General features: G+C 51.8%; 21 protein-coding genes. 8 read left to right on the forward strand and 13 right to left on the reverse strand.

The features are described from left to right. The first annotated feature begins 82 nt into the window (after positions 1-82). The 3 genes from EAS44_RS18055 (at position 83) to purK (ending at position 2,081) form a co-directional block, all read left to right on the forward strand. Positions 83-412: a hypothetical protein gene (locus tag EAS44_RS18055; RefSeq protein WP_001188438.1), complete on the forward strand. Its 330-nt coding sequence runs from the start codon at positions 83-85 to the stop codon at positions 410-412. 95 nt (positions 413-507) lie between these two features. Beyond that, on the forward strand, positions 508-1,017 hold the full coding sequence (gene purE, locus EAS44_RS18060) for a 5-(carboxyamino)imidazole ribonucleotide mutase (protein WP_001298348.1): 510 nt from the start codon (positions 508-510) through the stop codon (positions 1,015-1,017). Next, entirely contained in the window at positions 1,014-2,081 is a 1,068-nt protein-coding gene (purK, locus tag EAS44_RS18065) for a 5-(carboxyamino)imidazole ribonucleotide synthase (RefSeq protein WP_000815578.1), read from the forward strand. The genes purE and purK overlap by 4 nt, the downstream gene beginning before the upstream one ends. Positions 2,082-2,233: 152 nt before the next feature. Here purK and ybcF read toward each other — a convergent pair whose 3' ends face one another. The 4 genes from ybcF to fdrA are packed head-to-tail and all read right to left on the reverse strand — an operon-like array spanning position 2,234 to position 6,886. Then, positions 2,234-3,127 (reverse strand): carbamate kinase, encoded by an 894-nt coding sequence (ybcF, locus tag EAS44_RS18070; RefSeq protein WP_000855406.1) that lies wholly within the window; start codon positions 3,125-3,127, stop codon positions 2,234-2,236. Continuing rightward, positions 3,124-3,939: a DUF2877 domain-containing protein gene (ylbF, locus tag EAS44_RS18075; protein ID WP_001295842.1), complete on the reverse strand. Its 816-nt coding sequence runs from the start codon at positions 3,937-3,939 to the stop codon at positions 3,124-3,126. Before ylbF ends, ybcF begins: the two co-directional genes overlap by 4 nt. Positions 3,940-3,949: 10 nt before the next feature. Next, complete coding sequence (ylbE, locus tag EAS44_RS18080; protein WP_000495399.1) at positions 3,950-5,209, reverse strand: DUF1116 domain-containing protein; 1,260 nt, start codon at positions 5,207-5,209, stop codon at positions 3,950-3,952. Positions 5,210-5,218: 9 nt separating this feature from the next. Beyond that, on the reverse strand, positions 5,219-6,886 hold the full coding sequence (fdrA, locus tag EAS44_RS18085; protein WP_000580811.1) for an acyl-CoA synthetase FdrA: 1,668 nt from the start codon (positions 6,884-6,886) through the stop codon (positions 5,219-5,221). 316 nt (positions 6,887-7,202) lie between these two features. Between fdrA and allD the strand changes: the two genes are divergently transcribed. From allD to allE, 3 genes are read left to right on the forward strand one after another with little or no spacing between them, the layout of a single operon-like run. Then, positions 7,203-8,252, forward strand: coding sequence for an ureidoglycolate dehydrogenase (allD, locus tag EAS44_RS18090; protein WP_000703882.1), 1,050 nt, complete (start codon positions 7,203-7,205; stop codon positions 8,250-8,252). A 21-nt stretch (positions 8,253-8,273) separates the two neighbouring features. Next, a complete protein-coding gene (allC, locus tag EAS44_RS18095; RefSeq protein WP_001313636.1) occupies positions 8,274-9,509 on the forward strand; it encodes an allantoate deiminase in 1,236 nt (411 codons plus the stop codon). A 10-nt stretch (positions 9,510-9,519) separates the two neighbouring features. Further along, positions 9,520-10,305 (forward strand): (S)-ureidoglycine aminohydrolase, encoded by a 786-nt coding sequence (gene allE, locus EAS44_RS18100; protein WP_000541000.1) that lies wholly within the window; start codon positions 9,520-9,522, stop codon positions 10,303-10,305. 128 nt (positions 10,306-10,433) lie between these two features. Here allE and glxK read toward each other — a convergent pair whose 3' ends face one another. From glxK to allA, 9 genes are all read right to left on the reverse strand, one after another. Continuing rightward, positions 10,434-11,579: a glycerate 3-kinase gene (gene glxK / locus EAS44_RS18105; protein ID WP_001331490.1), complete on the reverse strand. Its 1,146-nt coding sequence runs from the start codon at positions 11,577-11,579 to the stop codon at positions 10,434-10,436. 21 nt (positions 11,580-11,600) lie between these two features. Next, positions 11,601-12,902, reverse strand: coding sequence for a uracil/xanthine transporter (gene ybbY, locus EAS44_RS18110; protein WP_001298336.1), 1,302 nt, complete (start codon positions 12,900-12,902; stop codon positions 11,601-11,603). Positions 12,903-12,957: 55 nt separating this feature from the next. Then, the gene (gene allB / locus EAS44_RS18115; protein ID WP_000006873.1) at positions 12,958-14,319 is read right to left on the reverse strand and encodes an allantoinase AllB; all 1,362 of its coding nucleotides are present in this window, start codon (positions 14,317-14,319) and stop codon (positions 12,958-12,960) included. A 59-nt stretch (positions 14,320-14,378) separates the two neighbouring features. After that, complete coding sequence (gene allW / locus EAS44_RS18120) at positions 14,379-15,833, reverse strand: allantoin transporter (protein WP_000401115.1); 1,455 nt, start codon at positions 15,831-15,833, stop codon at positions 14,379-14,381. A gap of 169 nt (positions 15,834-16,002) precedes the next feature. Further along, on the reverse strand, positions 16,003-16,881 hold the full coding sequence (gene glxR / locus EAS44_RS18125) for a 2-hydroxy-3-oxopropionate reductase (protein WP_000765828.1): 879 nt from the start codon (positions 16,879-16,881) through the stop codon (positions 16,003-16,005). Positions 16,882-16,980: 99 nt separating this feature from the next. Further along, the gene (gene hyi, locus EAS44_RS18130) at positions 16,981-17,757 is read right to left on the reverse strand and encodes a hydroxypyruvate isomerase (protein ID WP_000943566.1); all 777 of its coding nucleotides are present in this window, start codon (positions 17,755-17,757) and stop codon (positions 16,981-16,983) included. A gap of 12 nt (positions 17,758-17,769) precedes the next feature. Beyond that, a complete protein-coding gene (gcl, locus tag EAS44_RS18135) occupies positions 17,770-19,551 on the reverse strand; it encodes a glyoxylate carboligase (RefSeq protein ID WP_001331491.1) in 1,782 nt (593 codons plus the stop codon). 89 nt (positions 19,552-19,640) lie between these two features. Then, complete coding sequence (allR, locus tag EAS44_RS18140; protein ID WP_000141274.1) at positions 19,641-20,456, reverse strand: HTH-type transcriptional repressor AllR; 816 nt, start codon at positions 20,454-20,456, stop codon at positions 19,641-19,643. Between the two features lie 77 nt (positions 20,457-20,533). Then, positions 20,534-21,016, reverse strand: a complete 483-nt coding sequence (allA, locus tag EAS44_RS18145) for an ureidoglycolate lyase (protein WP_000776372.1) — start codon at positions 21,014-21,016, stop codon at positions 20,534-20,536. A gap of 229 nt (positions 21,017-21,245) precedes the next feature. Between allA and allS the strand changes: the two genes are divergently transcribed. Together allS and mnmH are read left to right on the forward strand one after the other, a co-directional pair. Beyond that, a complete protein-coding gene (allS, locus tag EAS44_RS18150) occupies positions 21,246-22,172 on the forward strand; it encodes an HTH-type transcriptional activator AllS (RefSeq protein WP_000460112.1) in 927 nt (308 codons plus the stop codon). A gap of 68 nt (positions 22,173-22,240) precedes the next feature. Next, positions 22,241-23,335, forward strand: a complete 1,095-nt coding sequence (mnmH, locus tag EAS44_RS18155; protein WP_001157952.1) for a tRNA 2-selenouridine(34) synthase MnmH — start codon at positions 22,241-22,243, stop codon at positions 23,333-23,335. Positions 23,336-23,371 lie beyond the last annotated feature (36 nt).

Genomic DNA, 23,371 nt, shown 5'->3' on the forward strand with positions numbered 1-23,371 from the left:
CCGAACTAACGCAACCTGTATATCTTTTTTAAAATCAGCAAGGTAATAATCTCTGAGTGAAATAACAACAGGGAATATTATTATGCAACGCTGCAACGGATTTTTGATTTCTGGCATCGCCCTTACGGCAGGAGCGCCACTGTGTATTAGCTGGTTCGGTCTTGTCGGCTTCTATTTTGGCGCATTGTCACTGGTAGCTGCGGCGGTCATTTCCTGGATAGTCTATTTCTGGCTCATTTATTTAGTACTCACCCGCCCCCATAACCAACGTTTTGTAGAAAGATTTATATTGATTGTCGGTATTTGCTTTTTTCCATGGAGCATTGTGTTGATATGGGCATTCTTTGCCAGTTCAGCCAGAGCGCATAATCAACACGCAGAACAAATTAAAAACTCAACAACTGACGGTTAATTCCGCCTACGCAACCGTTTTCCTTGCACTCTTTCCGTGCTATTCTCTGTGCCCTCTAAAGCCGAGAGTTGTGCACCACAGGAGTTTTAAGACGCATGTCTTCCCGCAATAATCCGGCGCGTGTCGCCATCGTGATGGGGTCCAAAAGCGACTGGGCTACCATGCAGTTCGCCGCCGAAATCTTCGAAATCCTGAATGTCCCGCACCACGTTGAAGTGGTTTCTGCTCACCGCACCCCCGATAAACTGTTCAGCTTCGCCGAAAGCGCCGAAGAGAACGGTTATCAGGTGATTATTGCGGGCGCAGGCGGCGCAGCGCACCTGCCTGGCATGATTGCCGCCAAAACGCTGGTGCCGGTGCTGGGCGTGCCAGTACAGAGCGCCGCACTGAGCGGTGTCGATAGCCTCTACTCCATCGTACAAATGCCGCGCGGCATTCCGGTGGGTACGCTGGCGATTGGTAAAGCTGGCGCGGCAAACGCGGCGTTACTGGCAGCACAAATTCTTGCGACTCATGATAAAGAACTGCACCAGCGTCTGAATGAATGGCGCAAAGCACAAACTGATGAAGTGCTGGAAAACCCGGACCCGCGAGGTGCGGCATGAAACAGGTTTGCGTCCTCGGTAACGGGCAGTTAGGCCGTATGCTGCGTCAGGCAGGCGAACCGTTAGGCATTGCTGTCTGGCCAGTCGGGCTGGACGCTGAACCGGCGGCGGTGCCTTTTCAACAAAGCGTGATTACCGCTGAGATAGAACGCTGGCCGGAAACCGCATTAACCCGCGAGCTGGCGCGCCATCCGGCCTTTGTGAACCGCGATGTGTTCCCGATTATTGCTGACCGTCTGACTCAGAAGCAGCTTTTCGATAAGCTCCACCTGCCGACCGCACCGTGGCAGTTACTTTCCGAACACAGCGAGTGGCCTGCGGTGTTTGATCGTTTAGGTGAGCTGGCGATTGTTAAACGTCGCACTGGTGGCTATGACGGACGCGGTCAATGGCGTTTACGCGCCGATGAAACCGAACAGTTACCGGCTGAATGCTACGGCGAATGTATTGTCGAGCAGGGCATAAACTTCTCAGGTGAAGTGTCGCTGGTTGGCGCGCGCGGCTTTGATGGCAGCACCGTGTTTTATCCGCTGACGCATAACCTGCATCAGAACGGCATTTTGCGCACCAGCGTCGCTTTCCCGCAGGCCAATGCACAGCAACAGGCGCAAGCTGAAGAGATGTTGTCGGCGATTATGCAGGAGCTGAGCTATGTGGGCGTGATGGCGATGGAGTGTTTTGTCACGCCGCAAGGTCTGCTGATCAACGAACTGGCTCCGCGTGTGCATAACAGTGGGCACTGGACACAAAACGGTGCCAGCATCAGCCAGTTTGAGCTACATCTGCGGGCGATTACCGATCTGCCGTTACCGCAACCAGTAGTGAATAATCCGTCGGTGATGATCAATCTGATTGGTAGCGATCTGAATTATGACTGGCTGAAACTGCCGCTTGTGCATCTGCACTGGTACGACAAAGAAGTCCGTCCGGGCCGTAAAGTGGGGCATTTGAATTTGACCGACAGCGACACATCGCGTCTGACCGCGACGCTGGAAGCCTTAATCCCACTGCTGCCGCCGGAGTATGCCAGCGGCGTGATGTGGGCGCAGAGCAAGTTCAGTTAACCTGGTGCACAAACCTGCTTAAAAGCTAATGCGCAAGCAGTTTTCCCCCTCACCCTAACCCTCTCCCCACAGGGGCGAGGGGACTGTCCGCGTTCTTATTTGGGGTTTGGAATCTTTCTCAGAGCCTTAATTCTTGCCAAATACCCCAATCACTACAGCGAAATACAAGTCCCCGCTTCGCCCGCCAGCGTCTCTTCAATCCGCGATAACGCCCCAATCCACGCGGGTTTACCACGGCTTCTGACATAACCACTCACCGCCGTTACCTTCGGCCCCATCGAACCATCGGCTTTGGCAAATGGCGCTAACTCATCCGGTGTGGCACGGCGAATGGCACGTTGCTGCGGCGTTCCCCAGTTTTCATATACCGCATCAGCATCGGTGAGGATCACCAGTCCATCGGCATTAATCTGCTCGGCGAGCAACGCAGCGGCGAGATCTTTATCAATCACCGCTTCACTCCCTGCCCCGTCTTCCGCCACAGGCACACCGCCGCCGCCACTGCAAATCACCACATGCCCCTCTTTGAGCAACAACTCGATGGCTTCGCTGTCGAGAATTTTACGCGGTTGCGGAGACGCTACCACCCGGCGTAAATATTTACCATCACGTTTCATCTGCCAGCCGTAAGCCGCTTCCAGTGCCTCTTGTTCTTCTGGCTGATAAACCGGACCAATAAATTTCTCTGGCTGTAAAAACGCCGGATCATCAGGCGAAACCTCAATGCGCGTCAGCACCGTCGTGACAGGCGGCATCTGCGGCTGTGCGCTCAAGCCCTGCGCCAGCATATAGCCAATCATCCCCTGGCTTTCCGCCACCAGTACATCCAGCGGATACGGTTCTACCTCTTTCCACGCCAGATTCTGTAACGCCAGCAGCCCCACCTGCGGCCCGTTGCCGTGAACAATCGCCAGCCGATAAGAACGGGCCAGGCGCGCCAGCGCGGGTACAGCACTGGCAATATTGCGATATTGATTTTTTGCCGTCAGCGCCTCACCGCGCTGGAGTAAGGCGTTGCCCCCAAGAGCCACAACCAGTGTTTTCATGGTTTCCCTTGTAATAATTGTTGGCCAAGCCAGAACCCCAGCAGCGTATCGGCCCCTGACGTATGCCCCAGCGCCAGCAGCGAATCGATCGCCGCTGCGGTACGTTTCGGGCAACTCAGAGCATGAACAAAGTGCAGGAGTGGCGAGGCGAAATATCCTTGCGCGGCATAACGTAAATAACTGACGCTCACCGCAGTGGTAACGAGTTGAAGATTGTCGGAACAGGCAAAAAACGGGCGACCGGAGCGCGCATCTAAAGCGCCATAATACCAGGCCGCCAGCAGCATTCCGCTCAGCGTGTCATCATGACTTGGCGTTAATCCGGGGCCTTTACCCAGCCAGTGCCGCCAGTCGGTCTTAACGCCATTGAGCGCGGCCTGAAAACAGTGACGAAACTGGCGTAATTCAGCAGGCAGCGGATCGCTTGCCGCCAATGCCAGTGGCCCGAAAAGCCCGGTTTCCTCCGCGCGTTGCATCCATGCAACGGCAAGCGGTTGAGGATGCGCAGGCGGCGTAATACGTAGCAAACAATAACGCTGTGGCTGTTTAACCGTGAAACGCCCGAGACGAATCCCTTGTGCCACAACCTGTGGTCGTTCATTGCCGCATAATCCACCGCATAACGCATCGAATTGCGCGCGGCGAAGCACCCATCCGCCGGGGCCGAAACCACTCCCCTGACGATGCAGCGTTAACAGTTCGCCGCTTTCCGTCATCAGGTTAATCGCCCGCCGCCACACTCCCGCTAACCGCCAGGACTGGCGATAATTCGGTGCGCTACGGCTGGCAAGTAGAGGATGGATGATCGTCATTGTGCGTTCCTCAACCAATCCCCATGCTTTCAGCCAGTGCTTCCAGCGCCTGTTCAAAGCACGCCAGCGGTGCCCGCACGGTGCCTGCGCCAATCTGCCCGATCCCCGCCTCTTTATGGGCGATACCGGTATTGATGAGTGGCGTAATGCCGGTTTCTACCACGCGACGAATGTCCAGCCCCAGGCACGCCCCCTGGAAATCCCAGCCGGGGATCTGCAATTGCATATTGCGTTCAAGGTAAATTTCCGCCATCTCTTCAGATACCGCTCTGGCCGCTTCCATGCCACCCGCACCGACAAAGCGCGTTACGCCAGGTGCGGCGATCATTGCCGCACCTCCGATACCAAAGGTTTCGGTAATCGCGCTATCGCCCATATCCGGGTTCGCCTGCTCCTGCGAGAAGCCGGTGAAAAACAGACCTTGCGGAGTGTTTACAGGCGCCGTAAACCAGCGTTCACCCAGCCCGCTGACCCGAATCCCGAACATATTGCCGTTGCGGGTCATAGCCGTAACGATGCTGCCTGCGCGGATCATCGCGCCTGCATCCATCGCCGCCTTGCAGTAGGCCATCGCGAGGTTGAGGAAGAACTGATCGGTCACGCTGAGGAAATCCATCACTTCCGCAATGTGCTGTTTATCATGATCGAGGCGAGCAATTTGTGGAGCCAGCGCACGCATTAACAGTGCAGAGGAAGCAATATTGCGTTGATGGAACTCATCGCCCATGGTAATGCCCTGCGCCATCATTGCCGTGAGATCGATACCGCGCTCCATGCGCCCCAGCGCCGCGCTTAATACTGGCATTAACACATCGCGCATCCAGCGATGGCGAGTCAGGACATCTTCGCCGTAAGCGCCAAAACGCATCACTTTTCCGATACCTTCGTTGAGGTTGCAGTACGCCCGGTTGCCGTCGGTCACGTTCTCGACCACCAGCATCGGCATACTGGCAGAAGTAATGCCACCCATTGGCCCGACAGCATTCACATGGTGACAAGGAATGAAGTTCACTTCCCCCTGCTCCAGCATTGCCTGTGCCTGCGCTTCATCTTTCGCCCAGCCTTCGAACAGACATGCGCCCACGCACGCCCCTTTCATTGGCCCGGTCATCTCCTGCCAGCGCATTGGCGGCCCGGCGTGAAGCAGTGTTTTGCCCTTGTTTAGTTCGCTGATAAGTGAAGAAGCCGGTTGCACATCCAGCCAGTGTGGACGAGCGCGACGAATTTGTTCGATAACCGCAGCATTGGCTTGCGCCACTGATGTAAACATGGGAACCCCTTATTGCAAACGTTCTAATAAACGAGCCAGTTTTTTATTGCCGCCGGCGACTGGCGACCATTGGTAATGCACAACCGGTTTGCTGGCGCTTTGTAGCTCCAGCGCAAAGCTGCGTAATCCGATGTTAATCACGGCGACGTTTTCCAGTAATGACGGTGTGTGTTGCTGTGTGGCTGACGGGAGCGGATGAATTAACGCCGCAGCCAGCAAGGTGGCTTCCGGTAGCGAACTCACTACCGCGATCCCCGCATCTTCCAGCGTGGCGATTTGCTGCGAGCGGCATTGCGGGTCACGTTCAGTGCCTGTCACCGTGGCAATGGCATACAGTGGTTGATTGTCTGAACGCGCGGCACAGGCTTTTTGCCAGGCGCTCACCAGCGAGGCGGCAGGATCGGCGGTCGCACCGAAGCCAATCACGACATCAAGCAGCAACACGCGCACTTGCGGTTTAGCGCCGAGATCGGCAATTAACAGGTTGCGTAAGGTCGGGTCGATCATCGGATGGGGACGCCCGACGGTGTAAAAATCATCGCCCAGGTCGAGGATCTGATGTCCGTCGGCGTCCAGCATCATGCCATGTTGATGGGTATCGTCGGCTTCCACGCCAAGGTGTCCGGCAAGTAATCCCGCCGCTTCAGCAGCCAGCGTACCGCCGGTATACAAACCGCAAATAAATCCGCTGCTGACAGGCGCTATCGCGTTACGTCGCGCAGTGACGCGTGAAAGCAGACAAGCCAGACGAGCGGCCTCATCCAGCGAGGAGGCAAACCAGACATTCTCGTCGCGGGCCACCGCCGGGGTATAACCTAAAAACAGCGCCACCGTCGGTTTGCCAGTTGCTTTCATGGCATTAACAATTTTCAGACGCACAGTTTCGGCAGGTGGTTTTGAAACAAATGCCAGCACTTCGCTTTTCTCGTCTGCACTGAGCATTTCCAGCGCCGTTAGCGCACTGATGCCGCCCACTTCACGGCTGAGATCGCGCCCGCCAAGACCAATCGCGTGAGTAATTCCCTCCCCTGCCAGCGCAATCTGTGAGCACAGCTCCTGAATCCCGGTACCGGAAGCGCCTATGACGCCAATGTTGCCTTCCGGCATCACGTTAGCAAAAGCCAGCGGCGTGGCGGCAATCATCGACGTACCGCAGTCTGGCCCCATCACCAGCAAGCCTTTTTCCCGCGCGCGGGTTTTAAGTTGGATTTCATCTTCCAGCGTGACGTTATCGGAGAACATCATCACGTTGAGGTTGCGATCCAGCGCCTGGTTCGCCAGCTCCGCCGCATACTCACCAGCCACTGAAATCAGCGCCAGATTGGCATCGGGTAATTTCTGACTGGCACTGTCCCAGCGACGCACCTGCGTCAACGCCTGGCTGCTGCCTGAACCCTGCGCCAGTTGTTTTAGCGCCTCTTCAAGCTGCTGCATAACCGCCTGCGCGATCCCCGCATCCGCCGCTTCGCTACGAATTGCCACGCAAATATCGTTCGGCGTGGCGTGATTAAAATCGTCATGCCAGAAACCTGTAGTATCTAATAACGCTTTATTGGCGGGCGTACCCATCATTACGGAAACATCATCAACATTTTCTGATTCGCTGAGTTTTCGTGAAATAATCATTAAACTGACCGAATCCTGAAAACACCCTTTTTTAATAAAGGCGTGGATCATAACAACTCCTTAAAAATTGCACCCATGGCAATTGCACGAGCAGTGTTAATGTGGCGATTACGGTATCGATGACAACGAGTAAATAAGGTGATGAATATCACACAGGGATTATTAACAAAAGAATTCAAATAACCGCCGGGCTATTACGCGTTATTTTTTAATAAGCGTGGTTGTTTTAAAAACCAGGTTAAAAGCGAGCGGATTATCAAATAAATTCTAACTATATTTTTTTGCCTGTCTGGATCACATAATCCAGATATTTTCCCTGTATGTTAATTGCAGTCATGCTTCACATCGTCGTTAAAAAGGAAGACAGATGAAAATCAGTCGGGAAACACTCCACCAGCTAATCGAGAATAAACTCTGCCAGGCTGGGTTAAAACGTGAGCACGCTGCAACCGTGGCTGAAGTATTGGTTTACGCCGATGCCAGAGGGATCCACTCTCATGGCGCGGTGCGCGTTGAATACTACGCCGAACGCATTTCAAAAGGCGGCACCAACCGCGAACCGGAGTTTCGTCTTGAGGAAACCGGACCGTGCTCGGCAATTTTACATGCCGACAATGCCGCCGGACAGGTCGCAGCGAAAATGGGTATGGAACATGCCATCAAAACCGCCCAGCAAAAAGGCGTTGCGGTGGTCGGTATCAGCCGGATGGGTCACAGCGGCGCAATCTCTTATTTTGTGCAGCAGGCAGCCCGCGCCGGATTAATTGGCATTTCGCTGTGCCAGTCCGATCCAATGGTGGTGCCGTTTGGCGGCGCGGAAATTTACTACGGCACTAACCCACTGGCCTTTGCCGCGCCGGGAGAAGGCGACGAGATCCTTACCTTTGATATGGCGACTACCGTACAGGCATGGGGAAAAGTGCTCGACGCCCGCTCGCGCAATATGTCTATCCCGGATACCTGGGCAGTCGATAAAAACGGTGCACCAACAACCGATCCGTTCGCGGTACATGCTCTGCTCCCCGCCGCTGGGCCGAAAGGGTATGGCCTGATGATGATGATTGACGTCCTCTCAGGCGTCTTACTCGGCTTACCGTTCGGGCGACAGGTTAGTTCGATGTATGACGATTTACACGCCGGGCGTAATTTGGGGCAATTACATATAGTTATTAACCCGAACTTTTTCTCCTCCAGCGAATTATTCCGTCAACATCTTAGCCAGACCATGCGCGAATTAAATACCATTACCCCCGCGCCCGGTTTTAATCAGGTTTATTATCCCGGACAGGATCAGGATATTAAACAACGAAAAGCCGCCGTCGAAGGCATCGAAATTGTTGATGATATTTACCAGTATTTAATTTCCGACGCGCTTTATAACACGTCATACGAAACGAAAAATCCCTTTGCGCAATAATTATTGAGACAGGACTTTCTTATGATTACACATTTCCGTCAAGCTATAGAAGAAACGCTGCCCTGGCTTTCCTCTTTTGGCGCTGACCCAGCGGGTGGGATGACCCGTTTACTTTATTCGCCGGAATGGCTGGAAACCCAGCAGCAGTTTAAAAAAAGAATGGCAGCAAGCGGGCTGGAAACACGTTTCGATGAAGTGGGGAATTTATACGGTCGCCTGAGTGGCACCGAATATCCACAGGAAGTGGTTCTGAGCGGTTCGCATATCGATACCGTGGTTAACGGCGGTAACCTCGACGGGCAATTCGGTGCGCTGGCGGCGTGGCTGGCTATTGACTGGCTGAAAACGCAATACGGCGCGCCGTTACGTACGGTCGAAGTGGTGGCGATGGCAGAAGAAGAAGGCAGCCGCTTCCCGTATGTTTTCTGGGGCAGTAAAAATATTTTTGGGCTGGCGAATCCTGACGACGTGCGGAATATCTGTGATGCCAAAGGAAATAGTTTTGTCGATGCGATGAAGGCTTGCGGATTTACTCTGCCGAACGCCCCACTAACTCCGCGTCAGGATATTAAAGCCTTTGTCGAACTGCATATCGAACAGGGCTGTGTGCTGGAAAGTAATGGGCAATCAATTGGCGTGGTGAATGCAATTGTCGGGCAGCGTCGTTATACGGTGACGCTGAATGGCGAATCAAACCATGCAGGCACCACGCCGATGGGTTATCGTCGTGATACGGTTTACGCTTTCAGTCGCATTTGCCATCAGTCTGTCGAAAAAGCGAAAAAGATGGGCGACCCGCTGGTTCTGACCTTTGGCAAAGTAGAGCCGCGCCCGAATACGGTGAATGTAGTGCCGGGTAAAACCACGTTCACCATTGATTGTCGTCATACCGACGCTACCGTGCTGCGCGATTTCACCCAACAGTTAGAAAACGACATGCGGGCGATTTGCGATGAAATGGATATTGGTATTGATATCGATTTATGGATGGACGAAGAACCCGTGCCGATGAATAAGGAGCTGGTCGCCACCCTGACAGAATTGTGTGAAAGCGAAAAACTGAATTACCGGGTGATGCACAGTGGTGCCGGGCACGACGCGCAAATTTTCGCGCCTCGCGTGCCGACCTGCATGATTTTCATTCCCAGCATCAACGGGATCAGCCATAACCCGGCGGAACGCACCAATATTACCGACCTTGCCGAAGGGGTCAAAACGTTGGCACTCATGCTTTATCAACTTGCCTGGCAGAAATAAGGAGTTATAAATGGGATATTTAAATAACGTCACCGGTTACCGCGAAGATTTACTGGCTAACCGTGCGATTGTTAAACACGGTAATTTCGCACTGTTAACACCAGACGGTCTGGTAAAAAATATTATTCCGGGCTTTGAAAATTGTGACGCGACAATCCTCTCCACGCCAAAGCTGGGTGCCTCTTTTGTTGATTATCTGGTCACACTGCATCAAAACGGCGGCAACCAACAGGGCTTCGGTGGCGAAGGCATTGAAACGTTCCTGTATGTGATCTCTGGAAATATCACTGCCAAAGCCGAAGGGAAAACATTTGTCTTAAGCGAAGGTGGCTATCTTTATTGCCCGCCAGGCTCCTTAATGACGTTTGTTAACGCCCAGGCCGAAGACAGCCAAATCTTTTTATATAAGCGTCGCTATATTCCGGTAGAAGGTCATGCGCCGTGGCTGGTTTCTGGCAATGCCAGCGAACTGGAACGCATTCATTATGAAGGCATGGACGATGTTATTCTGCTGGATTTTCTGCCCAAAGAGTTAGGTTTTGATATGAACATGCATATCCTCTCTTTTGCACCAGGTGCCAGCCACGGTTATATCGAAACCCATGTTCAGGAACACGGTGCCTATATTCTTTCCGGTCAGGGGGTTTATAACCTCGACAATAACTGGATCCCGGTGAAAAAAGGCGATTACATCTTTATGGGCGCTTATTCTTTACAGGCTGGTTATGGCGTAGGGCGTGGTGAAGCGTTCAGCTATATTTACTCGAAAGATTGCAACCGCGACGTAGAGATTTAAGTCATACCACTCGCCTGATTATTTTTAGCTATGTTGGATTTTGCCACGGTTTATACCGTGGCTTTTTTTGTAGTCAATTCAGGTAAAAAAAGATGCGATATAAATCGCATCCGCTTTAAAGGTAATAGTCAGTTTTTAATTCCCTGACCTATTTTAATGGCGCAGGCAATATTTCGCGCACTGTTGAAGAGATTGGTTTCACCGCTGGCGAGCACTTCGGCTAAAGGTGCCAGACGTGGCAAAATGCTGAATACCGCATCAATGCCGTACTGGTGCACCACTTCCACGCCATCACCCAATACGCCAGCAATCCCAATCACCGGGACATTAAACTGCTTCGCCACCGACGCCACGCCCAGCGGAGCTTTACCGCCTGCCGTTTGCGAGTCGATGCGCCCTTCCCCGGTGATCACCAGTGCTGCACCCTGCACCGCCTGCGCCAGATTGACCGCATTCAACACAATCTCAATACCCGGTTTAATATCCGCATTGAGGAATACCGCCGCCGCAATGCCCATACCGCCCGCAGCGCCGCCGCCCGCCATCTGGCAGACATTAATTTCAGTTTGCTGTTGTAAAACACGGGCGTAATTTTGCAGCCCCTGTTCCAGTTCTTCGACCATTTCCGGCGTTGCCCCTTTTTGCGGACCAAACACCGCCGCCGCGCCGCGTGCCCCTACCAGCGGGTTATCAACATCACATGCTACTTCAATATGGCAGTTCGCCAGACGCGGATCGCATTCATCCATCTCAATGCTTGCCACGCGCGCTAAATTGCCGCCGTTAGCCGCCAGCACCTGACCGTCAGCATCAAGGAAACGCACACCGAGCGCCTGCGCCATGCCCATACCGCCGTCGACCGTCGCACTGCCGCCAATGCCGAGAATAATATGGCGAATGCCGTTATCCAGCGCATGACGAATCAGCTCTCCGGTGCCAAAACTTGACGCCAGCAACGGATTACGCTTTTCAGGCGCGACCAGCATCAGGCCGCTTGCCGCCGCCATCTCAATCACCGCCGTTTTCCCGTCGCCGGTAAGGCCATAAAAAGCATTCACTGTTTCGCCCATCGGCCCGCAGACTTCAAGCGTCACGATGTTGCCGCCCGTCGCGGCGACCATCGCCTCCACCGTCCCTTCGCCGCCATCCGCTATCGGCAAACAGATATAGTGCGCATCGGGAAATATGGTCGAAAACCCGGCTTTAATTGCCTGACAACATTTTTCTGCACTTAAACTCTCTTTAAACGAGTCTGGCGCAATGACAATTTTCATTATCAATCCTTTTTCAACAAATTATTCGATGCGTTCCCACGGAATAAGATTATCCATAAGAACAGCCAGTAAAATCCCGACCAGTAAGCCGTTACTGAGCAGAGGACGCAGCGTTAATGGAAGGTCTTGCAGATACACAGGCGGTAATGCCATTAAAAATATGCCGACAAATAACGGCAATGCGAGTCGATAAATATTGCGAGCGGTAAAGGTTATTTGCTGGCTAAACACCAGCGCGGAAAAGAGTAAAGGCAGATAAGAAACCAGCATGACCGCACTACTCACGGGTAAAGGGATACTGCAAAACAGTCGCGTGAGTGCCGGAACCAGTGCCACCAGCAGGCAAATAACGCTGCCATAAATAAACGAACGCCGCGTGTAATCGCCTGTCTGGGTTAATAAACCAATGGATGAAACAAACGGTGAAAATGGAATTACCGCCAGCGGCACAGTTATCAGTGTCATAAATCCGGTCGCCACAAAGCTGCGACGATAACGCGTATTCCCCGCGCCCTGCTGCGGATAAAAAACATCCGTGCCCCGAATCGCACCGTAGGTATTGCTGATATTTACCAGACCTGTAATCACCGCCGTCAGAATAATCCCCGGCGACAAAGCACCGCCACTGCCGAGCGGGAACCACTGCCAGTGCAACTCACCGGAGAGCGAATGCGAAGAAGGAAAGCAAAAGTACCACAACAACCAGCCGGTTATCGTACCGACCAGCAGGCCGTAACGGGCAAAACGTTGTGGCAGGAAAATAATCATCGCCAGTACCAGGCACATCACCGCCACCGAGAGCGCGAACGGCGGTAATTGAATTTTAAAATTCGGGTCGGCTATGCCAAACGGCAGCCCGAGCATACCTTTGAAAAAGATAGTGGTCAGTTGCGCACCCAGCATCAACATAAACAAGACCATCACCGACGGCGTAAATAACCGTGCCAGGCGATGGCCTAATCCGCTAAAACCAATCAACATCGTCAGCACGCCGGAGAGCGCAATCCCCACCGCCAGACTGGTAGCGATATCGTTGATCGGTGTCCCGCGCGATGCTTCGCCAAGGGTGATAGTCAGGATGGTTCCCCACCACAGGCCGCCCGGCCCCTCCATAATAGCGCGACGATGACCGCAGAACGCCTGAGCGAAGCAGGCCAGTGCGGTAGCAAGAAAAGCATATTGCGTGAGCGTAAGCAGGCTACTTTGCGGCAACTGAAAAGCAGAAAGTAGCGTAGGAGGAACCACAACCGTGTTGCAAAAAATAAAGAAAAACCACTGAAATCCTGATAACAGGCTTTCGCGGCCCACTGCAAAATTGAACATAAACACACCTTAACCGGAGAATGCCCGCCACAAGGACGGGCATTGCAGGGCCAGATTACTGCTGATGTTTAAGGATAAATTGACCTTTCGGCGCAACAGGGAAGCCCTGTTCGATATCGTAAATCACATCACCACGTAAGATGGTTTTCGTGATACGCGCGCCAATAGTACGGCCAACATACGGGCTGACTTTGTGGCGATATTCCAGATCGTCATTGGTAAGAACATAGCTGCTATTCGGCTGAATGAAGACGAAGTCGGCATCTTTTCCTGGGGCGATACGGCCTTTTTGCTGCAGACCGAAAATATCTGCTGCGTTAGTCGCCATTAATTTGCCGAACATTGGCAGAGACATTCCGCGTTTCTGTACCGCTTCATCGAACATCACGTCCATGCAGCTTTGCAGACCAGCGATACCGCCCCACGCTTTCATTATGTTACCGGCTTTCATTTCCGGCGGGCATGGAGAGTGGTCGGAAACCAGGCAGTCTATTTCACCGTTAAACAGTTTTTCCCACATGCCTTTCTGGTTTTCCAGATCGCGGATCGGCGGTGAACACTTCGCCAGAGTACCGATTTCTTCGAACTGATCGGTATCCAGCACAAAGTAATGCGGGCAGGATTCACAAGTAACATCCTGACCTTCCTGACGTGCACGAGTCACTTCCTCAACACCTTCCGGGCTGCTGACGTGGCAAACGTGCAGACGGCAACCAGCGACTTTCGCCAGGTACAGTACGCGGCGAATCGCTTCCACTTCGGTAAATACCGGACGCGAAGCCACATAGTCATGGGCAGTTACGCGACCTTCACGCTTCGCTTCTTCGCCCAGTGCGTCACAGATCAGCGCGTTTTCGCAGTGCACCAGCACCGGCTGGCCTAGTTCACCCAGCTTCTGCGCGCCTTTGAAGAATTGCCAGTCATTGACGTCACGGAAGTCGTTGTCGATACCGCGATCGCCACAGGTCGCAACGAAGCATTTGAAACCGACAACACCCACTTCATCCAACTCATGCAGACGGTCAATGTTGTAAGACACCAGGCCACCGAGTTGTGCCGCATCGATAGTCAGCTTTCCTTTAGCGGCATCGAACTTCAATTCAATTGAGGCGCGGTCAACCGTTGCAGGCAGCTGGTTGAGCGGCATTTCGATCATGGTGGTGATACCACCTTTTGCTGCTGCGCGAGTACCGGTTTCATAACCTTCCCAGTGGCTGCGACCCGGTTCAGAAATATGGGTGTGCGCATCAACCATGCCCGGCGAAACCACCAGACCAGACGCATCCATAACGTCTTTTGCATCGCCCAGATCCTGGCCGATAGCAGCAATTTTTCCGTCTTTAACGGCGATATCTACAACGCGAGCTTCGTTTTCTAAAATAACGGTGCCGTTTTTAATGATTAAATCAAAAGACATAACAAACTCCTTGTAAAATACAGATTGGTTTTTAACTCAATGTTCAATATCGTGATTAATTAACCTATGGTTTTTTGTTCTCCTGTTTTTTCTGCTGTTGTACGTTTCTTTAATAAGGCGTAGGCCGCAAAGGCGACGATGACGCCGACAAACCATGAAACACGTGATAACGGTTCCATAAAGGGAATAAACTTACCGCCAAGAGATAAAATAACGGCCACCAGAGTTACTGAAAACGCGGTGAGGTTAAAACCGTTATCGTAATATTTATAATCGCCAGGTGCGGTATACAGTTCATCAAGATTAATTTGCCCACGCATCACGACAAAATAATGCGCCATCATCACACCAATTACCGGACCAAGCATTCCGCCGATAATATCGAGGAACAGATAAATACTGTCCTGATTTTCCATTAATTTCCACGGGCAGATCAGCAGGCTGATAATACTGGCAATCAGTACGCCGTTTTTATAGGTCAGTTTCGTCGGTGCAATGGCGGCAATCTGATAACCAGCCGGAATAATATTACCGGTGGCGTTAGTAGAGATAGTCGTCATCAGAATAACCAGTACCGCAAAGAACGAGGCGAACAGGCTGTCCCAACGCTGAACAATATCCAGCACGTTCCAGGTGTCAGCGCCGTAATGAATACTGGCTCCGGCAATAATACATACCCCGGCGACCGCAAACAGAATATAGGCCACAACTAAACCCAGCGTTTGCCCCAGCGCCTGCTCACGAAACGAGTGGGCGTTTTGCGTAAAGTCGGATGCGCTCACCGCCGGTGCCGCCCAGACCGCAACCACCGCGTTTATCACCACCAGAAACAGGAAGCCACTGTTTTCTGCTTTCTGAATACCGCCCGGAATGTAGTCAAAGATTGGACCGATCCCGACCAGCGAAATCGCCCAAATCGCCATACCGCCGAAAACGATATAGATGCACGGGTTAAGAATGGCAGTGAATTTATTTAAAACTTTTCCGCCGCCAAAACCAATACCAACGTTAACCAGCCAGAAGAGTAAAAAAGTAATTAATCCCGGTAGAGAAAGGCCTAACAGCGTGAAATCGCCACCGAGAGTCAAAAATCCCGGCCAGATTTTGCCAATCAGAATCAAGCAGGCCAGTGACCCCGCGTAACATTGCAGGCCAAACCACATAATGGCAGCAATACCGCCTCTTAATAATCCGGGAAACAGTGCACCACGTACGCCGTAAGAAGCACGCAGGATCATGGCAAACGGTACGCCGTATTTACTGCCCGCAGCACCGTTTAATACCATTACCGCGGCAATGAAAAAGGCACTGAGGATAATTGCCAGCATAATACTAAAGGTAGACAAGCCGAGAATAAAAAAGCCGCCAACCATCACATAATTGGGAACGTTATGAACCGAACCCATCCATAAGGTAAAATAGTTAAATGTTTTCCAGGTCCGCTGACTTTGCGTTTTCGGCAGTAGATCTTCGCTATAGCCGCGTTGCTGGAATAGTTTTCTCTGATGTTCCATAAATCCCTCTTAATTTCACGTATCGAATAACGTTGTTTTAATCTAGCTATGAGGAACAAATAAAATAAAAATATTATTTTTAATACTGAAGCAACATCTTTGGCTGCTTTCTTTTTTTAATATTGCTGGCCGATTCATTTTCTGATATCGGCCATTTTTATTGCGGGTATCAGGCCAGTTTATGGTTAGCCATTAATTCCAGCGCCTGCACTAACGCAGAGTGATCCAACTGGCTGCCACCGTTTGCCGCACAGGTATTAAACAATTCCTGGCAGGTCGCGGTGTTTGGCAGGTTCAGCGCCAGTGCTTTCGCACTTTGCAGTGCCAGGTTGAGATCTTTCTGGTGCAGCGCAATTTTGAAACCTGGATTAAAGGTGCGTTTAATCATGCGCTCACCGTGAACTTCCAGAATACGTGAGGAAGCAAAGCCGCCCATCAGCGCCTGGCGCACACGTACCGGGTCCGCACCGGCTTTTGAAGCAAACAACAAGGCTTCAGAAACCGCTTCAATATTGAGCGCCACGATAATCTGATTTGCCACTTTGCAGGTTTGACCGTCGCCGTTACCGCCCACGAGAGTGATATTTTTACCGAGCAGTTCAAACAGCGGTTTTACACGTTCAAATACTGCTTCATCACCGCCAACCATAATCGATAACGTCCCTTCACGCGCGCCGATTTCACCGCCGGAGACTGGCGCATCGAGATAATCGCCGCCCAGTTCATTCACCTGACGAGCGAAACGTTTAGTTTCAATCGGGGAAATGGAGCTCATATCAACAATGGTTTTGCCCTTCAGCGAGGCTTTGGTACAACCATTTTCACCAAACAGAACGTCTTCAACCTGTGGCGTATCCGGCACCATAATAAAAATGATGTCCGATGCATCTGTTACCTGGCGCGCAGTTTCAACACTAACGGCGCCCAGTGACAGTAATTCATCAGCAACCGGACCAATGGTTGTGACATGCAGTTGATGACCGGCACGCGCCAGATTAATGGCCATCGGTGTACCCATAATGCCTAAGCCAATAAATCCCAGTTTCATAATTAACCTCTTTTAAATTTCGCTTTTCCTGAATTCAGACAACACGATCCCCTGCCAACTTAGCGGCCTAAAAAAGCATTGTCTGAATAGCGTTACGTTTTAACGGTACGGATCCATCCAGCGTAAACCGGCTTCCGTGGTGGTTTGGGGTTTATATTCACAGCCAACCCAACCGTTGTAGTCAGAATTTTCAATTACCGTAAAGAGATATTCGTAATTAATTTCTCCGGTTCCCGGTTCGCCGCGATGCGGATTATCAGCAATTTGCAGGTGACCAATTTTATCGGCCCACTGAGTCATGGTATTAGTTAATTCACCTTCCATCCGCTGCATGTGATAAATGTCATACTGAATTTTCAAATTGCAGCAACCAACATCGTCAATCAGTTTCAGTGCCTGCCGGGTTCCGGTGAGATGGAAACCAGGAATATCAAAATGGTTAATAGGTTCAATCAGTAATAAAATATCTTCTTTCATCAGCATATTCGCAGCATAACGTAGGTTTTCTACAAGCGTTGTGTGAATCTGTTCACTGCTGAAACCAGTCGGCGTTTTACCGACCAGACAGTTAATTTTTTTATTACCCAGAGCACGAGCATAACGAATCGCTGCTGCTACGCCATCCCGAAACTCTTCTTCACGGCCAGGAATACAGGCAATACCCCGCTCGCCCGCCGCCCAGTCACCTGCCGGTAAATTGTGCAGCGTATGTTCGAGTTTATTACTCGCCAGCACCTGTTTTAATTCTTCAATGTCGTAGTCATAAGGGAACATAAATTCAACGCCGCGAAAACCACACTGCGCAGCTTTCTCAAAACGGGCGAGAAAATCATATTCACCAAATAACATCGATAAATTAGCAGAGAAACGTAACATTATTTATCTCCCTTATTCATAGTGCATGAAACAGGTTTCAGTCGGTGCATCCGCTGCGTTATCGGCGATATCTTCAAATTCCATGACGTTATCCAGTTCACTGCCCATCGAAATATTGGTCACACGCTCGAGAATAACTTCCACGACTACCGGTACCCGATATTGCGCCATTAAGATTTTCGCCTGTTCAAAGGCTGGTGCAATATCTTCCGGTTTGAAAACGCGAATTGCTTTACAACCTAAACCTTCCGCTACTTTTACGTGGTCGACGCCATAACCGTTCACTTCGCTGGAGTTAATATTTTCGAACGCGAGCTGTACGCAGTAATCCATATCAAAGGCACGTTGCGACTGGCGAATCAGACCCAGATAGGCGTTATTGACCAGTACATGGATGTACGGAATGTTGAACTGTGCGCCAACGGCTAATTCTTCAATCAGGAACTGGAAGTCGAAGTCACCGGAAATCGCCACCACATTGCGCTCTGGATCAGCGGCACAAACCCCCAGCGCCGCCGGAATCGTCCAGCCCAGCGGGCCTGCCTGCCCACAGTTGATCCAGTGGCGGTCTTTAAAGACATGCAGCATTTGTGCCGCAGCGATTTGTGACAGGCCAATGGTGGTGACATAACAAACATCGCGGCCAAAGGCTTTGTTCATCTCTTCATACACGCGCTGCGGTTTCACCGGCACGTTGTCGAAGTGGGTTTTGCGCAGCAAAGTGCGTTTGCGCTGCTGGCAGTCGGCGACCCACTCTTTACGACACGGCAGACGACCGGCTTTTTGCATCTCCTGCGCCACTTCAACCAGCAGCGTCAGCGCCGCTTTAGCATCAGAGACAATGCCAAGATCCGGACACAGTACGCGGCCAATTTGCGTCGGCTCAATATCGATATGAACGATTTTGCGCCCTTCGGTGTATTTCTCTACCGAACCGGTATGACGGTTGGCAAAACGGTTACCGATACCAAATACCATGTCGGAAGCCAGCAGCGTTGCGTTACCGTAACGATGCGCGGTTTGCAGACCCACCATCCCGGCCATCAGTTCGTGGTCATCCGGGATACAACCCCAGCCCATCAGCGTTGGGATCACCGGAACGCTGGTCAGTTCAGCAAACTGTTGTAACAGTGCAGCTGCGTCAGCATTGATTACCCCGCCTCCGGCAACAATCACCGGACGTTCGGCCTGGATTAACATTTCTACAGCTTTTTCGATCTGCATACGGCTGGCAGCAGGTTTGTAGACCGGCAGCGGTTCGTACATATCAGGATCAAACTCGATTTCCGCAACCTGTACGTCGAACGGTAAATCCACCAGTACCGGACCCGGTCGACCAGAACGCATCAGGTGAAACGCCTGTTGCAGCACACGAGGCACCAGCGCCGCTTCACGAACTGTAACCGCCATTTTGCTGACCGGTTTAGCAATTGCTTCAATATCAACGGCCTGGAAATCTTCTTTATGCAGACGGGCGCGCGGAGCCTGGCCGGTAATACACAGAATAGGAATGGAATCAGCAGATGCGGAATAGAGCGCGGTGATCATGTCCGTGCCCGCAGGACCGGAAGTCCCCAGACATACGCCGATATTCCCTGCCGTTGCGCGGGTATAACCTTCCGCCATGTGCGAAGCACCTTCCACATGACGCGCCAGAATGTGACGAATACCGCCGTGCTTACGCATCGCTGAGTAGAACGGATTGATTGCAGCTCCCGGAACGCCGAAGGCGGTGGTGATACCTTCTTTCTCCAGCACATACATTGCCGCGTCAACGGCTCTCATTTTTGCCATTTTATTCCTACCTCTATTAATTGGAAAATTTTTCCAACTTTCAAATTTTGTCAAAAAAACCCGCTCCGCAGAGCGGGATACGACAGACACTATAGATGTGCTTTCAGTCCCAACGCCGTGCTGATATCGCGGGCGGTGTCTCTGACCAGCTCACCCTGACTGACAAAACGATCTTCTGTCAGTCTTGATGAAGGCCCGGAGATGGAGATAGCGGCAACAACACTACCTACATCATCGTAAATTGCTGAAGCTATGCAATTCAGGCCGACAACATGCTCTTCTTTATCTACGGTATAGCCCAGTTCACGCGCTTGTTCCAGGTCCTTCAGCAAGGTGGGCATATCCACAAGCGTCGTTGGCGTAAACTGCTGCAAACCGGTTTGCAGAATGATGCTCATCAACTCTTCTTCCGCCAGCGGATAAAGCAGCGCCTTGCCCGCACCGGAAGCATGCAGCGGCAGACGACTGCCCAGCGGCGCACACATTCTGACCATCGATTTACACTCTAACTGACCAATTAATACCGCTTCATTGCCGTTACGGATCGCGACATTGACCGTTTCGCCGGAAAGTAACATCAGGCGGCGCATAAACGGCCCGGCGACGGAGAGGACATCGCGGTTATGGATGTACGCTGCACCGACGTTAAAGACACCTAATCCTATATGCCACCAACCTAACTGACTGTCCTGATAGACAAAATCCGCTGCCTGTAAAACCTTCAGCAAGCGAAAGGTCGTGGAGAGCGGCAAATCCAGATTGAGAGAGATATCGCTAACCGACGAACTTCCCCCACTTTTTTCCAGATATTGCAGAATCGCAATTCCCCGCTCTAACGCCTGTGCACCCTTCTGTGCCACAGGCTCCGCCTGTCCTGGCCTGCCGCGCCGTCTAACTTCCGTCATACCTACGTTAACTCCGACCTACAAATGAGCATAAACAATGAACAATTCGTTTATCTTATGCAAGTCGGTTGCAGGCGTCACGCAAAACAGAGTTCCTGTTCAGGAATACTTTCAACATCACAGTTGTCACTGCCGCCGCGATCGATGGTCAGAAAATCGGTGACGCGCTGCCAGGCGAAAAGTGGGTGATGCCAGACGTTACGATGGTAATTCACTCCCTGTTCGCCATTGGTAATAAACGCCCGCAGGGTTGACAGGTCTGGTTTGTCGTCACCTAACGCCACCACCACCACAAACACTTCACCTTTCATCGGGATAAAGGCCTGTGTACCCAGCGGATGACGTTCGAGTTCGTGAATAGTCAGCGGCAGATTCGCCGGTTGCGCGCGGTTAATGCTGATAAGCGTACGGTCTTGCTCAAGAATCTCAACCAGCGCCAAATCGTGGTAACGCTCCACCAGTCCATTGTTAATATGGAAAAAATCCCGTTTCTGCGTTTCGATTACGTCGCCATAAGCACTAAAGGCTTCCTGACTTAACGGTAATACCTGAAGTTTCATCTTTTTGTCCTTGTAACATAATTCCGTTCAACCACCGCCGACCGGTCAGCTTGGTTTCAATAACAGGCAATCTAAAACCTTAAGAGAACAACATCAACACAAAAGTTGGAATATTTTTCCAAAACTGGATTTAGTCCACAAATTGAACAGGGTTATCATGTAAAAATACTGATAAATCAGAGGATAAGAAAATCACGCAACTTGCGGATTTAAAAGGGGATACCTGAAGATGTTCGATCCAGAAACCTTGCGGACTTTCATTGCGGTTGCTGAAACAGGAAGTTTTTCAAAAGCGGCAGAACGATTATGTAAAACCACGGCGACGATCAGTTATCGCATTAAACTTCTGGAAGAGAATACCGGAGTGGCGCTGTTTTTCCGCACGACTCGCAGCGTGACGTTGACGGCGGCTGGCGAGCATCTACTTTGTCAGGCCAGAGACTGGCTGGGCTGGCTGGAAAGTATGCCCAGCGAGTTACAACAGGTGAATGATGGCGTGGAACGCCAGGTGAATATCGTCATCAACAACCTGCTCTATAACCCCCAGGCCGTTGCCAGGCTGCTGGCGTGGCTAAATGAACGTTACCCGTTTACCCAATTTCACATCTCCCGACAAATCTATATGGGCGTCTGGGACTCGCTATTGTACGAAGGTTTTTCACTGGCTATCGGCGTCACGGGAACCGAGGCGCTGGCAAATACCTTTAGTCTTGATCCCTTAGGATCGGTGCAATGGCGCTTTGTCATGGCGGCGGATCATCCGCTGGCGAACGTTGAAGAGCCGCTAACAGAAGCACAGTTGCGGCGCTTTCCGGCGGTCAATATTGAAGACAGCGCCCGCACCTTAACCAAACGCGTCGCCTGGCGATTGCCGGGGCAAAAAGAGATTATTGTTCCCGATATGGAAACGAAAATCGCCGCCCATCTGGCGGGCGTTGGCATTGGTTTTTTGCCAAAATCACTTTGCCAGTCAATGCTCGATAATCAACAACTGGTCAGCCGGGTAATCCCAACGATGCGCCCTCCTTCGCCATTGAGTCTGGCATGGCGCAAATTTGGCAGCGGCAAAGCGGTAGAAGATATTGTGACCTTGTTTACCCAGCGCAGGCCGGAAATCAGCGGATTTTTAGAAATTTTCGGCAACCCACGCAGTTAAAAATCAAGTTTCCTTGCGCGTTGGCGCGTAAAATAGCGCGCAAGCTGATTTGAGGTTCACTTTTTACTATGCAAGAGAGACACACGGAACAGGACTATCGTGCCCTGCTGATTGCTGATACGCCCATTATTGATGTTCGCGCCCCCATCGAGTTTGAGCAAGGCGCAATGCCCGCCGCTATCAACCTGCCGTTAATGAATAACGATGAACGCGCCGCCGTTGGCATCTGCTATAAACAGCAAGGGTCAGACGCGGCGCTGGCACTGGGGCATAAACTGGTGGCGGGTGAAATTCGTCAGCAGCGCATGGACGCCTGGCGGGCAGCGTGCCTGCAAAATCCGCACGGTATTCTCTGCTGCGCCCGTGGCGGTCAGCGCTCGCATATTGTGCAACGCTGGCTGCATGACGCGGGGATTGATTATCCGCTGGTGGAAGGCGGTTATAAGGCACTGCGCCAGACCGCGATTCAGGCGACCATTGAACTGTCACAAAAACCGATAGTGCTGATTGGCGGTTGTACCGGCTGCGGCAAAACGCTGTTAGTGCAACAACAACCGAACGGTGTTGATCTGGAAGGGCTGGCGCGCCATCGCGGTTCTGCTTTTGGTCGCACGTTACAACCACAACTTAGCCAGGCGAGTTTTGAAAACCTGCTGGCTGCCGAAATGCTAAAAACCGACGCCCGTCAGAATTTGCGCTTGTGGGTGCTGGAAGATGAAAGCCGGATGATCGGTTCGAATCACCTGCCGGAATGTCTGCGCGAACGAATGACTCAGGCGACGATTGCGGTGGTAGAAGATCCGTTTGAGATCCGTCTTGAACGCCTGAACGAAGAGTATTTCTTGCGTATGCATCATGATTTTACCCACGCTTATGGCGACGAACAGGGCTGGCAGGAGTATTGCGAATACCTGCATCACGGGCTTTCGGCGATTAAACGTCGGCTGGGACTACAACGCTATAACGAACTGGCTGCAAGGCTGGATGCGGCGCTGACAACGCAACTCACCACCGGCAGCACCGACGGTCATCTGGCCTGGCTAGTGCCGCTGCTTGAAGAATATTACGACCCGATGTATCGCTATCAGCTTGAAAAAAAAGCGGAAAAAGTTGTCTTTCGCGGTGAGTGGGCGGAAGTGGCGGAATGGGTTAAGGCGCAGTGATGGGGGATTCTGTGCACGCTGTTCATGCTACCAGGT

This window comes from Escherichia coli DSM 30083 = JCM 1649 = ATCC 11775 (assembly GCF_003697165.2).
GTDB lineage: Bacteria > Pseudomonadota > Gammaproteobacteria > Enterobacterales > Enterobacteriaceae > Escherichia > Escherichia coli.